Source organism: Microbacterium sp. NPDC055521 (assembly GCF_053619695.1).
In genome coordinates, this window is the sequence record NZ_JBSHJX010000013.1 from 36,925 (window position 1) to 50,356 (window position 13,432).

At 70.0% G+C, this 13,432-nt stretch carries 15 protein-coding genes; 9 read left to right on the forward strand and 6 right to left on the reverse strand.

Annotated features, from left to right (window positions below; translation table 11 throughout):
• Positions 1–191 precede the first annotated feature (191 nt).
• The gene (locus tag ACWGSM_RS12020) at positions 192–1,055 is read right to left on the reverse strand and encodes a phosphoribosylaminoimidazolesuccinocarboxamide synthase (RefSeq protein ID WP_452323153.1); all 864 of its coding nucleotides are present in this window, start codon (positions 1,053–1,055) and stop codon (positions 192–194) included.
• 75 nt (positions 1,056–1,130) lie between these two features.
• Here ACWGSM_RS12020 and ACWGSM_RS12025 point away from each other — a divergent pair, with 75 nt between their 5' ends.
• Positions 1,131–2,624 carry a DHA2 family efflux MFS transporter permease subunit gene (locus ACWGSM_RS12025; RefSeq protein ID WP_452323154.1) on the forward strand — a complete coding sequence of 498 codons (1,494 nt, stop codon included), beginning with the start codon at positions 1,131–1,133 and terminating at the stop codon, positions 2,622–2,624.
• A 21-nt stretch (positions 2,625–2,645) separates the two neighbouring features.
• Here the strand turns inward: ACWGSM_RS12025 and ACWGSM_RS12030 are convergent, their stop codons facing one another.
• Positions 2,646–3,131: a hypothetical protein gene (locus ACWGSM_RS12030; RefSeq protein ID WP_452323155.1), complete on the reverse strand. Its 486-nt coding sequence runs from the start codon at positions 3,129–3,131 to the stop codon at positions 2,646–2,648.
• A gap of 110 nt (positions 3,132–3,241) precedes the next feature.
• On the opposite strand from ACWGSM_RS12030, the gene ACWGSM_RS12035 reads away from it, so the two are divergent.
• The 4 genes from ACWGSM_RS12035 to ACWGSM_RS12050 all read left to right on the forward strand — a co-directional run bounded on the left by ACWGSM_RS12035 (position 3,242) and on the right by ACWGSM_RS12050 (position 6,605).
• Entirely contained in the window at positions 3,242–3,436 is a 195-nt protein-coding gene (locus tag ACWGSM_RS12035; protein ID WP_101187959.1) for a helix-turn-helix transcriptional regulator, read from the forward strand.
• On the forward strand, positions 3,423–3,857 hold the full coding sequence (locus ACWGSM_RS12040; protein ID WP_452323156.1) for a hypothetical protein: 435 nt from the start codon (positions 3,423–3,425) through the stop codon (positions 3,855–3,857). The genes ACWGSM_RS12035 and ACWGSM_RS12040 overlap by 14 nt, the downstream gene beginning before the upstream one ends.
• A gap of 180 nt (positions 3,858–4,037) precedes the next feature.
• A complete protein-coding gene (locus tag ACWGSM_RS12045; RefSeq protein ID WP_452323157.1) occupies positions 4,038–4,574 on the forward strand; it encodes a GNAT family N-acetyltransferase in 537 nt (178 codons plus the stop codon).
• 192 nt (positions 4,575–4,766) lie between these two features.
• Entirely contained in the window at positions 4,767–6,605 is a 1,839-nt protein-coding gene (locus ACWGSM_RS12050; protein ID WP_452323158.1) for a heavy metal translocating P-type ATPase, read from the forward strand.
• 123 nt (positions 6,606–6,728) lie between these two features.
• Here ACWGSM_RS12050 and purD read toward each other — a convergent pair whose 3' ends face one another.
• A complete protein-coding gene (purD, locus tag ACWGSM_RS12055) occupies positions 6,729–8,006 on the reverse strand; it encodes a phosphoribosylamine--glycine ligase (protein ID WP_452323159.1) in 1,278 nt (425 codons plus the stop codon).
• Positions 8,007–8,100: 94 nt separating this feature from the next.
• On the reverse strand, positions 8,101–8,781 hold the full coding sequence (locus ACWGSM_RS12060) for an NUDIX hydrolase (RefSeq protein WP_452323160.1): 681 nt from the start codon (positions 8,779–8,781) through the stop codon (positions 8,101–8,103).
• 38 nt (positions 8,782–8,819) lie between these two features.
• Here ACWGSM_RS12060 and ACWGSM_RS12065 point away from each other — a divergent pair, with 38 nt between their 5' ends.
• On the forward strand, positions 8,820–9,176 hold the full coding sequence (locus ACWGSM_RS12065) for a sterol carrier family protein (protein ID WP_452323161.1): 357 nt from the start codon (positions 8,820–8,822) through the stop codon (positions 9,174–9,176).
• A 51-nt stretch (positions 9,177–9,227) separates the two neighbouring features.
• A complete protein-coding gene (locus ACWGSM_RS12070; protein WP_452323162.1) occupies positions 9,228–9,551 on the forward strand; it encodes a potassium transporter Trk in 324 nt (107 codons plus the stop codon).
• On the opposite strand, the gene ACWGSM_RS12075 is transcribed toward ACWGSM_RS12070, so the two are convergent.
• Both ACWGSM_RS12075 and ACWGSM_RS12080 read right to left on the reverse strand, forming a co-directional pair.
• On the reverse strand, positions 9,548–10,147 hold the full coding sequence (locus ACWGSM_RS12075; protein WP_452323163.1) for a zinc-binding alcohol dehydrogenase: 600 nt from the start codon (positions 10,145–10,147) through the stop codon (positions 9,548–9,550). The two genes, ACWGSM_RS12070 and ACWGSM_RS12075, sit on opposite strands and share 4 nt — an antisense overlap.
• A gap of 112 nt (positions 10,148–10,259) precedes the next feature.
• The gene (locus ACWGSM_RS12080) at positions 10,260–10,565 is read right to left on the reverse strand and encodes a hypothetical protein (RefSeq protein ID WP_452323164.1); all 306 of its coding nucleotides are present in this window, start codon (positions 10,563–10,565) and stop codon (positions 10,260–10,262) included.
• A gap of 230 nt (positions 10,566–10,795) precedes the next feature.
• On the opposite strand from ACWGSM_RS12080, the gene purM reads away from it, so the two are divergent.
• The gene (gene purM / locus ACWGSM_RS12085) at positions 10,796–11,911 is read left to right on the forward strand and encodes a phosphoribosylformylglycinamidine cyclo-ligase (protein ID WP_452323165.1); all 1,116 of its coding nucleotides are present in this window, start codon (positions 10,796–10,798) and stop codon (positions 11,909–11,911) included.
• Between the two features lie 5 nt (positions 11,912–11,916).
• Complete coding sequence (locus tag ACWGSM_RS12090) at positions 11,917–13,431, forward strand: amidophosphoribosyltransferase (RefSeq protein ID WP_452323166.1); 1,515 nt, start codon at positions 11,917–11,919, stop codon at positions 13,429–13,431.
• Position 13,432: the final 1 nt, after the last annotated feature.

Consider the following 13,432-nt stretch of genomic DNA (forward strand, 5'->3'; position numbering starts at 1 on the left):
TCGGGATCAGGGCCGAGGAAACACTACCGCCCCGGATGCCCGGCATCCGGCGTGCGACGAACCGGGGGCCGACACTCCAGATGACGGACGGTTTCCGCGAATCGGTCCGACATCTGGAGTGTCGGCCCCCGAAGTGGTGGCGGGCCCCCAAGTGGTGGCGCGTGCCGGCGGGCACGGCGGGTGCCGGCGGCTCAGGCCGTCAGTCGGCCGATGAGCGCGCGGTACCGGTCGGCGGTCTGCTCGACGATCTCGGCGGGCAGCGCCGGCGGCTCGCCCTGCCTGTCCCAATTCGTCGCGAGCCAGTCGCGCACGATCTGCTTGTCGAAGCTCGCCATGCGCTCCTCCGGTGTCGTGCCGGATGCCCACGCGGCGGCGTCCCAGTACCGCGACGAGTCGCTGGTGAGCACCTCGTCGGCCAGGCGCAGGATGCCGTCGGCATCCACCCCGAACTCGAACTTCGTGTCGGCGAGGATCAGCCCCTTCGCCTCTGCGATCTCGGCAGCGCGGCGGTACAGCGACAGCGAGGCGTCGCGCAGCTGGTCGGCGCGCTCCGCGCCGACCAGCTCGACCACGCGCTCGAACGTGATGTTCTCGTCGTGCTCGCCGAGCGGGGCCTTATACGCGGGGGTGAACAGCGGCTCCGGAAGGCGGTCGCCGTTCTGCAGGCCGGCGGGCAGTGGGATGCCGCACACGGTGCCGTGCGCGGCGTATTCGGCCCACCCGGTGCCGGTGATGTATCCGCGCACGACGCATTCGATCGGCAGGATCTCGAGCGCCATCGCGAGCATGGCGCGCCCGGACACGGCATCCGGGATCTCGCCCTCGGCGAGATGGTTCGGCACGTCGGACAGCTGCTCGAACCACCAGTCGCTCAGCTGCGTGAGCAGCTCGCCCTTCTGCGGGATGCCGGGGGAGAGCACGAAGTCGAAGGCGCTCACCCGGTCGCTGGCGACGACGAGAATGCGCGTGTCGGCCGGGTCTTCCGAGGCGTACAGGTCACGGACCTTGCCCGAGTAGAGGTGCCGCCAGCCGGGGATGCTCTGTGGTTCGCTCACGCACCCATCTTCCCACCACGCCGATCCCGATGACGGGCGTGCGTCGATGTCGGCGGGGAGGAGTAGCGTTGCCGGGTGACTTCGACCGCAACTCCTCGCACCGAGACCCGCAGCCCCTGGCCGGCGCTGTGGGCACTGGTCATCGGCTTCTTCATGCTGCTGGTCGACACGACGATCGTGTCGGTCGCGAACCCCGCCATCAAGGCGGCCCTCGACCCTGACACGAACAACCTCGACAACGTCGTGTGGGTGACGAGCGCGTACCTGCTCGCCTACGCCGTGCCGCTGCTCATCACGGGGCGTCTCGGCGACCGGTTCGGGCCGAAGAACATCTATCTGATCGGCCTCGCGGTCTTCACCCTGGCATCCCTCTGGTGTGGTCTGTCGACGACGCTCGAAGGGCTCATCGCCGCCCGCGCCGTGCAGGGCCTCGGGGCGGCGTTCATGACGCCGCAGACCATGGCCGTCATCACCCGCACCTTCCCGCCCCAGCGACGGGGAGCGGCGATGGGGCTGTGGGGTGCGACCGCCGGCGTCGCCACGCTGGTCGGCCCACTGCTGGGCGGGGTGCTCGTCGACGCCTTCGGATGGGAGGCGATCTTCTTCATCAACATCCCCGTCGGAGTCGTCGGATTCGTGCTCGCCTGGATGCTCGTGCCGACGCTCGAGACCCACCCGCACCGCTTCGACATGCTGGGCGTCGTGCTCAGCGCGCTCGCCCTGTTCCTCATCGTCTTCGGTCTGCAGGAGGGTGAGGCGTACGACTGGGGCACGATCGTGGGGCCCATCTCGGTGTGGGGCCTGATCATCTCCGGCGCGGTCGTGCTGGTGCTGTTCATCGTGCAGCAGGCGCGGACCAGGTCCGAGCCGCTCGTGCCGCTGGAGCTGTTCCGCGACCGGAACTTCTCGGGCGCGAACGCGGCGATCGCCGTCGTCGGGTTCGCCGTGACCGGCATGTCGTTGCCCTTCATGTTCTACCTGCAGCTCGCCCGCGGCCTGTCGCCCACCGAGGCGGCGCTGCTGATGATCCCGATGGCGGTGCTCTCGGGCGTTCTCGCACCGGCGGCCGGCAAGCTGCTCGACCGCGTCGACCCGCGATGGATCCTCATCCCCGGGCTGCTGTGCGTCGCGGGAGGACAGCTCTGGAACGCCTCGCTGATGAACATGGACACCCCGACCTGGATGTTCCTGCTGCCCTCGGCCGTGCTCGGCATCGGCAACGCCGGCATGTGGGGCCCGCTGGCCACCACGGCGACCCGCAATCTGCCGCCGCGTCAGGCCGGTGCCGGCGCCGGCATCTACAACACCACCCGCACGATCGGCTCGGTGGTCGGCTCGGCCGCGATCGCCGCATTCATGCAGTCCCGACTCGAGGCGAACCTGCCGGGTCTGTCCGACGCCCCGGCCGGTCTCGCCGGTGGCGGCGCGATGCCTCCGCAGGTCGCCGAGGGCTTCTCCGCAGGCATGGCGCAGGCGATGCTGCTGCCGGCCTGCGTGCTGGGCATCGCGCTGGTCGCCGCCCTGTTCCTCGGGCGCCACCGGGCGGACGAGGCGCAGCCGCAGCACTGATGTGGCGGCCGCGCCCCCGGGTCAGCGGAACAGGGCGATGCCGGCCTGACCGATGAGGGCGAAGATGACCGCCCAGATGATGATCGAGATGATCTGCCAGAGGATCACGGCGTTGCGGCTCGCGCCGAACGACACCATCATCCCCGAGGTGATCTGACTCGGCAGCACGGTCTGGCCGAGCAGGCTCACGCCGGGCACGCCGAAGCGGTCGAACATGCGCTTCACCTTCTGACGACGCGGCGAGGGGGCATCCGCCTCGGCATCCGTCCCCCGACGGGCCAGCACCTTCCGACGTGCCGCGGCGGCGAGGAACACGAAGATCAGCATCGAGATCACGTTGCCGACGACGGCGGCGAGCACGGCGATCGGAAGCGGAACCCCGGCGATCGCACCGATGAGTGTGCCGAAGTACGACTCGATGAACGGGATCGCCGCGGCGAGCATCACCCCTGCCCACTGCAGCCAGAGCGGAAGGGACTGGGTGAAGTCGACGAGTGCGTCCTGCATGATTTCCTCCGAAGGTGTAAAGCGTATTTGACATGACAAGCATGCTTGACATGCATCAGCGCTGTCAAGTCGGCTTTACATGCGATCGCATGTCGCCTACCTTTGGAGACGTGCAGAGCAGGGTCAAAGAGCTGAGAACCGAGCGCGGTCTCTCACAGCAGGCGCTCGCGACCGCCGTCGGCGTCTCCCGCCAGACGATCAATGCGATCGAGACCGGCCGCTACGATCCCTCGCTCGCGCTGGCCGTGCATCTGGCCCGGCACTTCGGCTCGACCGTTGAGGAGGTCTTCGATGTCGACGCATGACCGTGACGGCACAGGGTCCGCGCGCCGCTCGTGGCCCATGTCGCGCATGAACACCGCTCTCGTGGCAGTGTGCGCCGTGGGTGCGCTGCTCTGCTTCGTGCTCGGGCAGACCATCGCCGCCGTCGCGCTGCTGGTGGGGGCGCTCGGGGGAGCGGTGGGCGCGGTCTTCGCCCGCCGCGGCAGCTCGGGCGACCTCGAGCGCGTAAACGCCCTCGAGTACGCCGACGAGCGCGACCGCGCGGCGGGCATGAAAGGTCTCGCCGCTGTCGGCGTCACCGCGCTGGTGCTGAGCGCGGTGCAGCTGGTCGTGCATGCCGTTGCTGACACCGACCCGCTGTCGCGCTGGATGGCGATCGCACTGTACTTCGCGCTCGTGGTCAGCTGGTTCGCGGCGAACTGGTACTTCGTCCGCCGCGGCTGATCCCGGATCCCCGCGCGCCCGCCTCACCCGGACGGATGTCGCCCGCCTCACCCTGACCGATGTCGGCGCAAGGGACGGATGTCGGCGCAGACCGCCTTTCTGAGCCGACATCCGGTCATCTGACCGACCGGTGTGCACACGGGTGCCGGATGCCCCGCGCACGCATGGTGTGATGAGGGGATGACCATCGCACTGGCTCGCCCGTCTCTCGCTCACTTCGACTCCTGGTCCGACACCGTCGCAGAGTTCGGTGACGCGCACATCGACGGGGCCGGTCTCGAGCGCGGCCAGGCAGCGGATCGGGCCGCGTGCGAGGCGTTCATCGCGAAGGCCGAGCTGTACGCAGACCGGCGGGCGACGCTGCCCGACGGTCACGTCGCCTGCGACTACTTCTGGATCGTCGATGAGGGCGACGTCGTCGGCTTCATCGCGTTCCGTCGCGAGCTGAACGAGTGGCTGCGGCAGCATGGCGGGCACATCGGGTACGCGGTGCGCCCGACGCGCCGGCGAGAGGGCATCGCCCGCGCCGCGCTCGGCCTCGTGCTCGAACGAGCCCGCACGGCCGGGTACGACCGCGTCATGCTCACCTGCGACGACACGAACATCGGCTCCTCCCGCACGATCGAGGGCGCCGGCGGCGAGCTCGAGGACGTCATCGACGAACCGGGTGCCGAGGCATCCGGCAGTCGCTTGCGCCGGTACTGGATCTCCCTCTGACCCACTGCACGAACGGATGTCGGCGAGAATCACGGATGCCGGTCGGATCGGGACGTTCCCGCCGACATCCGTGCAATCGACCGACATCCGTCCGAGGCCCAGTCTGCTGACCCGCGTACACCCCTGCCGACATCGTCCGAGGCCAGTCCGCTGACCCACGTACACCCCTGCAACATCGGGCAGAGTGAGTCCATGAGAATCCTGCGACTCGCACGGCGCTACCCCGTGCTGACCGGAGGCCTGCTCGCCACCGTCGCCGTGGCGGTGCTCTCGATCGCCGGCCTGCACGACGCCGCCCGCTGGATCGCGATCCTCACCGTGGGCGTGGTGATCGCTCTCACCGCGTGGGACATGGTGCGAGACATCCTGCGTGGCCACTTCGGCCTCGACATCCTCGCGCTCGTCGCCATGGTCGCGACCCTGCTGGTGGGCGAGTACATCGCGTCACTGGTGATCGTGCTGATGCTGACCGGCGGAGAGGCCCTCGAAGACTACGCATCGCGCCGGGCGGCCCGCGACCTGACGGCACTCCTCGACCGTTCTCCCCAGACCGCGCATGTGCTCGAGCACGGGGCCGACGAGACGACGCGAGACGTTCCCGTCGACGAGGTCGTGCCCGGTATGGAGCTGCTGGTGCGTCCGTCTGAGATCGTCCCGGTCGACGCCGTGCTGCTCAGCGACCGAGCGAGCTTCGACGAGTCCTCGCTGACCGGGGAGAGCCTGCCGGTTTCGCGTGCGGCCGGTGACGAGGTGTTCTCCGGAGCGGTGAACGGCTCGAACGCGGTGCACATCCGCGCGCTGCGCCGCAGCGCCGACAGTCAGTATCAGCAGATCGTCTCGCTGGTGCACGAGGCGCAGCAGAGCAAGGCGCCGACGGTGCGCCTCGCCGACCGCTTCGCGGTGCCGTTCACCCTGGTGTCGCTGCTGATCGCCGGCATCGCGTGGTGGATCGCCGGTGACCCGCTGCGCTTCGCGCAGGTGCTCGTGCTGGCGACGCCGTGTCCCCTGCTGATCGCCGCGCCGGTCGCCTTCCTCGGCGGCCTGTCGCGCACGGCGAAGGAGGGCGTCATCGTCAAGGGCGGGGGCGTGATCGAACAGCTCGCCCGGGTGCGCTCAGCCGCCTTCGACAAGACCGGCACGCTGACCCAGGGGCGGCCCGAGCTCGTCGAGGTGCGCGCGGCGGAGGGGATGGATGCGGGTGAGGTGCTGCGCCTCTCGGCATCCGCAGAACAGTACTCCAGTCACGTCCTCGCGGAGGGCGTGCGCCGCGCGGCGATCGAGCGCGGACTGCGCCTCGCGCCGGCCTCGCACGCCGAGGAGGTCGCCACGAACGGCGTCACTGCCACGATCGAGGGGCGGGTCGTCGTGGTCGGCAAGCCCGCCTACGTCGCCTCCGCCGCCCCCGACACGAGGCGCACAGAGCTCGTGTCGGGTCAGCTGGCGGCGTACGTGGCCATCGACGGGCGCTTCGCGGGTGCGCTGGTGCTGGCGGATGCCGTGCGTCCGGAGGCAGCCGAGGTCGTCGCCGGACTGCGCGCGCGAGGCGTCGAGCGGATCGCCATGCTCACCGGCGACGCCGAGGCGACGGCCGCGGCGATCGCCGCGCCATTGGGCGTGACCGAGGTGCATGCCGAGCTGCTGCCGACGCAGAAGGTGTCGCTCGCCGCTGAGATGACGCCGCGCCCGCTGCTGATGGTGGGGGACGGCGTGAACGACGCGCCTGTGCTGGCGGCGGCCGACGTCGGCGTGGCGATGGGCGCCCGGGGATCGACGGCGGCCGGCGAGGCAGCGGATGCCGTCGTGCTGAAGGACTCGCTGCTGCCGGTGCTGCGTGCTGCCGAGATCGGGAGGCACACGCTGCAGGTCGCCTACACGGCGATCTGGATCGGCATCGTGCTCAGCGTCGGGCTCATGCTCATCGCCACGACCGGCGTGATCCCGGCAGTGGCAGGCGCGTTCATCCAGGAGCTCGTCGATCTCGCCACGATCCTGTACGCGCTGCGCGCGCTCACCGGCCCCAAGCCGCGCTGAGACTACTCCGCGACGCGCGCGGTTCGCACGGATGTCGGCGAGAACCACGGATGTCGGCAGGAATCAGCTGATTCCGCCGACATCCGTTCATGTCGCCGACAGGTGTGCGACGGGGGGAGTCTGCTACTCCGCGACGCGCGCCGCGATGTCGTGGCGGTAGTGCGCGCCGTCGAGCGAGATGCGGCCGATCGCCTCGTACGCGCGGGCGCGGGCGTCCGCGAAGTCCGACCCGGTGGCCACGATGTTCAGCACCCGCCCGCCGGTCGCGACGAGCGACCCGCCCGGGGCGTCTGCAGCGCCGGTCGCGGCATGCACGACCGAGACTCCGTCGACGGATGCCGCATCAGCCAGCCCCTCGATCATGCGACCGGTCTGCGGTGCCTCGGGGTACCCCTCGCTGGCGAGCACGACGGTGATCGCGACGTCGGACGAGAACTCGGGCTGCGGCTCGTCTTCGAGGTGACCGGATGCCGCCGACAGCAGCAGCCGCGACAGCGGTGTGCGCAGCCGGGGCAGCACGACCTGCGTCTCGGGGTCGCCGAAGCGCGCATTGAACTCGATCACGCGCACGCCGGCGGGGGTGAGGATGAGCCCCGCATACAGCAGGCCGATGAACGGAGTGCCCTCGGCGTCGAGCTGACGCACCACAGGCAAGGCGACGGTCTCGGTCACCTCGGCGACGAACGCGTCGACGCTGCCGAAGTCGTCGGCCAGCCAGGGCAGCGGCGAGTACGCGCCCATGCCGCCCGTGTTCGGCCCGCCGTCTCCGTCGAGCGCCCGCTTGAAGTCCTGCGCGGGGCTCAGCGCGCGCACGGTGTCGCCGTCGCTGAGGAAGAACAGCGACACCTCGGGGCCGCTGAGGAACTCCTCGACCAGCACGGGGCCGACGGGCAGGTAGTGCTCGGCGTGGGCTAGGGCTTCGGCGCGGTCGGCGGTGACGACGACGCCCTTGCCCGCAGCCAGGCCATCGGCCTTCACGACGTGCGGGGCGCCGAGCTCGTCGAATGCGGCCTCGACCTCTGCGGTCGTCGCCGCGCGCACCGCGCGCCCGGTGGGTACGCCCGCGGCATCCATGATCCGCTTCGCGAACGCCTTCGAGCCCTCGAGCTGGGCAGCGGCGCGACCGGGGCCGAACACCGGGATGCCGCGCTCGCGCAGCACATCGGCGACCCCGGCGACGAGCGGCGCCTCGGGACCGACGATGACGAGGTCGACGCCCCGCTCGTTGGCGAACGCCGCGATCGCGGCGCCGTCCAGCTGATCGAGGTCGACGATCGTGGCGTCCTGGGCGATTCCGGCGTTGCCGGGGGCGGCGAAGATCTCATGGTCGGCCTGTTCGGACCGCAGGGAGAGGATGATCGCGTGCTCGCGCGCGCCCGAGCCGAGGACGAGGATCTTCATGCGGCCAGCCTACCGGCGCCGCATCGCCCGGCTCAGATGATGACGGCTCAGATGATGACGGCTCAGATGATGACGGCTCAGATGATGACGAGGCTCAGACCGTGACGGGACGCTCGACCGTCCGATCCCAGGGCAGTGCCCAGCCGGTCGCGTCGAACAGCGCATCGAGGATGCCGGCCGTGAAGCCCCACACGATCGTGCCGTCGATGTCGAACGCCGGACCCCGGTACGTGAAGCCGTCGCGGTGCAGCACCGCGGTGAACCGGTTGGCCGGATCGACGAGCTGCGCGACCGGTGCGCGGAAGACCTCGACCGTCTCGGCGTGATCCACGGCGGCGACGCGCGACGGCTCACGCCACCAGCCGAGCACTGGGGTGACCAGGAAGCTGCTCACCGCGAGCGGGATCTCGGGCAGCGCCGCGAGCACTTCCACGCCCTGCGGATCGAGCCCGGTCTCCTCCTGCGCTTCGCGCAGCGCGGTGGCGACGGCATCGGCATCCTGCTCCTCGTACCCGCCGCCCGGAAACGACACCTGCCCCGGGTGCGACGACAGCGTCGCCGCGCGACGCTGCAGCAGCACATCGAGATCGGCCGAGACCGTCTCGTCGTCGGCCCGGGCCGAGATGCTGTCGAGCCGGCCGAACAGGATCAGAACGGATGCCGGCCACGCATCGTCGACCGACAGCGGGAACCGAGGTGTCCATTCGCCGGCACGCGCGGCTGCGGCGAGCAGCTCGGCGCGCGCGCCGCGCATCTCTTCAGCAGAACCGGTCATCGAGGTCGAGCCTACGCGCGGCGGCGTAGCCTGGGGGAATGCCCGCCCGCAGGATCGACATCGCCGCCGGCCGAGACGCGCTCGCCGCGGTCGCCGCGGGAGGTGCCGCGCGTACCGCGACGGCGACCGCCGTGCGCTATCTGCTGCAGCTGCTCGACGAGAAGGCGCCGGGCAACAGCGTCGAGGTGCGCGTGCCGCCGTTCGGCGCCGTGCAGGTGGTGCAGGGGCCCCGGCACACCCGCGGCACTCCGCCGAACGTCGTCGAGATGGACGCGAGCACGTGGATCGCCCTCGCGACCGGGGCGGAGCACTGGACGGATGCCGTGGCCGCCGGCCGCGTCACGGCATCCGGAACCCGCGCTGATCTCAGCGACCTGCTGCCGCTGCGCCCCTGAACCGAGCCCGATTCCGGTCCGCGCACAGCGTGCGCGTGGGACAATAGGAGCATGTCCGGAACAGCCAGCCACTCGACCGTCGAAGCGACGATCCGCCCCGTGCCGCGCTACGGCGTCTTCATGGTGACGGGGGCCGTTGTGGGGATCATCGTCGCGGGCATCCTGACTCTGCTCGGCTCGTACGAACCGTCAGACGTGCTGCGCGTGGTCTACCCACCCGGACAGGTTTTCGGGTTCGCCCTGCTGTGGACCGTGCCGATCGGCGTCGGGCTCGGCGGCATCATCGCCGTCGGCCTCGACCGCGCCGCCCGCAAGCACGCCCGTGTCGTCACGGTCGAGCACGAGCGAGTTGTCGCAGACGACGAGCAGCCCTAGGCCAGTTCGGCGATCACCGGGCGCATCGCCGCGTCGAAGGCCACGACGTCGCGGCGCAGGCCGTCGGTGACGGCGACGCTCAACGAGCCGATCCACCAGATGCCGCGCTGCGTGAACGGCAGCACCTGCACGTTCAGCTCGAATGAGTGCGCGCGCCGGCCGATATCGCGCTCGAATTCGGCGATCGCGCTGGCATACGCGCGGTACGAGCCGCCCGACGAGCTGACCGACTCGACATACCTGTTGTGTGCGCGCTGCGCGTAATGCAGCACGGTCTGCGCGTGGGGGACGATCGCGTCACGCAGCTCTTCCGCGCCGGTGGTGGGCAGGGCGACGAGCGTGTCGAAGCCGTCGACGAGGTCGAGCGGCACCTCCGAACGGTGGGCACGCGGCTCGACGGTCATGTCCCAGTACTCACGCCACTGCTTCTCGAGAGCGTCATCGACCTCCATCGCGTCGGGGCGACGCACCTCGAGCCCGCGCAGTGCGGGTAGATCCTCGGGGGCCCGGATGCCGAGCAGCTGTCGCACCGCGAGCGCGACCAGCACCGAGGTGCCGGCGTCTTCGCGGATCAGCCACTGCGGCTTGTCGACCATGGCCCCCATCGTAGGGTCCTTCAGGGTCTTGCGCGCAGGGCTTGCGGCACGCTTCGCTGCTCCCCTCGCAGCGACGAGCATGGGCGCAGCGAAGGGTCCCGAGAGGGGGATGTCAACGACGACGCGACAGGATGCGGCGGCGCAGACGCTCGCGGCCGCGTGAGGGCGGACGGGTGGCATCCACCAGCGCCTGCCGGGCCGCGGCGAGATTCGGGTAGCTGCCGATGCGGCGACTGTGGCGGTCGTGCACGACGTGTGCGGCGTCGTCGACGGTCACGAAGCCGGCGAACTCGCCGCGGCTCGTCGCCACGTAGACGTCGTGGTCGGCCTGGCTCCAGGCGAGTTCGGCAGATGTGGTGGTGATGTTCTGGTCGTGGGTGGGCGCGCCGGAGCGCGCGGAATCAGTGGTACTGCTCATGATCTCTGGTCTGTCTGCGGGCAGCATGCTGCCGGCTGTGGTGCGGTCGGGGCGCCGAGATCCGCATCGGTGCGGATCGGCCACTCATGCCCGGCCTGGATGTGTGCGCTGCGCCGGTGAGATACGGCGGAACTTCGCGCAACCATTCATAGTAGCAGACGGAGCTGCCGGATGCTCTGGCCGCTGGTCACGGGCGACGGGCGCTCTCGCAGGCCGGGTACGCTGTACAGGTGGCAGACTCTCCCACCAATCCCTATGCTCAGGCCGGTGTCGACACCGCCGCCGGTGATCTCGCCGTCGAACTCATGAAGGCTTCCGTGCGCGCGACGCACGGGCCCGAGGTGCTCGGGGGCGTCGGCGGCTTCGCGGGCATGTTCGACGCCAGTGCGCTGCTCGGCTACCGGCGCCCGCTGCTGGCCAGCAGCACCGACGGCGTCGGCACCAAGGTCGCCATCGCGCAGGCGATCGACAAGCACGACACGATCGGGCAGGACCTCGTCGGCATGGTGGTCGACGACATCGTCGTGGTCGGCGCGAAGCCGCTGTTCATGACCGACTACATCGCCTGCGGCAAGGTCGTGCCCGAGCGCATCGCCGACATCGTGCGCGGTATCGCCGAGGCATGCTCCGCGACCGGCGCCGCCCTCGTCGGCGGCGAGACCGCCGAGCACCCCGGGCTGCTCGGCCCGCGGGACTACGACGTCGCGGGAGCGGCGACCGGAGTGGTCGAGGCGGATGCCCTGCTCGGCGCGCACCTCGTGCAGGACGGCGATGCCGTGATCGCACTCGGCTCGAGCGGTCTGCACTCCAACGGCTACTCGCTCGTGCGGCACATCGTCGCGAACGCGGGCATCGGCTACGGCGACAACTCCGCCGATCTCGGCGGTACCTGGGGTGAGGCTCTGCTCGAGCCGACCCGCCTGTACACCACCCCCCTGCTGAAGCTCATCGAGACCCTCCCCGGTGCGGTGCACTCGCTGAGTCACGTGACCGGCGGCGGCATCGCCGCCAACCTCGCCCGGGTTCTGCCGCAGGACAGCTGGGCCGAGGTCGACCGTTCGACCTGGGCGCCCAGCCCGGTGTTCCAGGTGCTGGCCGACATCGCCGGCACCCCGATCGTCGACACCGAGGGCACCTGGAACCTCGGCATCGGATTCCTCGCGGTCGTCGCGGCGGAGCAGAAGGATGCCGCGATCGCCGCCATCGGCGCGCAGGGCATCGCCGCCTGGCAGGTCGCGACCGTGCACACCGGTGCGCGCCCCGAGGGCGATTTCGAACAGGGCGCCAAGGGCGTCGACGGCGGAGCGGTGCGGCTGGTCGGCGCATACGCGGACGGAGCGAAGTAACACCCATGTGCGGCATCGTCGGAATGGTCGGCACCGGCCCGGTCAACCAGGACATCTACGACGCGCTGCTGCTGCTGCAGCATCGCGGACAGGATGCCACCGGAATCGCGACCGCAGAGCCGAGCGGCGTCATGCACATGGCGAAGGCTGAGGGAATGGTGCGCGAGGCGTTCCGCACCCGCGACATGCGATCGCTGCTGGGCAGCATCGGCCTGGGGCACGTGCGCTACGCGACCAAGGGCACCGCCTCGAGCGAAGAGGAGATGCAGCCCTTCTACGTGAACGCGCCGTACGGGATCGTGCTCATCCACAACGGCAACCTCACCAACACGCGCGAGCTCGCTGCGGAGATGGCTGATCGGTACCGCCGCCACCTGAACTCGTCCAGCGACACGGAGCTGCTGCTGAACGTGCTCGCGGGCGAGCTGCAGACGACGACATCGTCGGTCGACCTCGACGCCGATCGCATCTTCGACGCCGTCGAGCGCACCCACGCGCGGATCGAGGGCGCCTACGCCGTCATCGCGATCATCGCCGGCTACGGTCTGCTCGCCTTCCGCGACCCGTTCGGCATCCGTCCCCTCATCCTCGGCCGTCGTGCTTCGACAAGCTCAGCAGCCCAGGAGGGGACAGCCGCCGCCGACCGGTCCCTGAGCCCGTCGAAGGGCCGAGACGAGTGGGTCGTGACCAGCGAGTCCCTCGTGCTCGAGAACGCCGACTATGAGATCGTGCGCGAGGTCGCGCCCGGTGAGGCCATCTTCATCTCCAACGACGGCGAGCTGTTCACCCGGCAGTGCGCCGAGAACTCGCAGCTCGTGCCGTGCGCGTTCGAATACGTCTACCTCGCACGCCCCGATTCGGTGATGAACGGCGTCTCGGTGTACGAGTCGCGCTTGCGCATGGGCGACCGGCTCGCCGACACCATCGCCCGACACGTGCCGCTCGACGAGATCGACGTGGTCATGCCGATCCCCGACTCGTCGCGACCGTCGGCGATGGAGGTCGCGCGCAAGCTCGGCAAGGAGTACCGCGAGGGCTTCTACAAGAACCGGTACGTCGGACGCACGTTCATCATGCCCGGGCAGGCGGTGCGCAAGAAGAGCGTGCGGCAGAAGCTGAACGCGATGTCGACCGAGTTCCGCGGCAAGAACGTGCTGCTCATCGACGACTCGATCGTGCGGGGCACGACCAGCAAGCAGATCATCCAGATGGCCAGGGATGCCGGTGCGAAGTCGGTCATCTTCGCCTCGGCCGCACCGCCGGTCCGATACCCGCACGTGTACGGCATCAACATGCCCTCCAAGCACGAGCTGATCGCCCACGGTCGCACGATTCCCGAGATCGCGGAGGAGCTGGGCTGCGACCGGATCGTGTACCAGGAAGTCGACGACCTCAAGGCGGCGATCATCGAGGGGACGGACCTCACCGACCTCGACATGAGCTGCTTCGACGGACGCTACGTCACCGGAACCGTCACGCCCGAGTACCTCGCATGGGTAGAGCAGTCGCAGACCTCGTGAT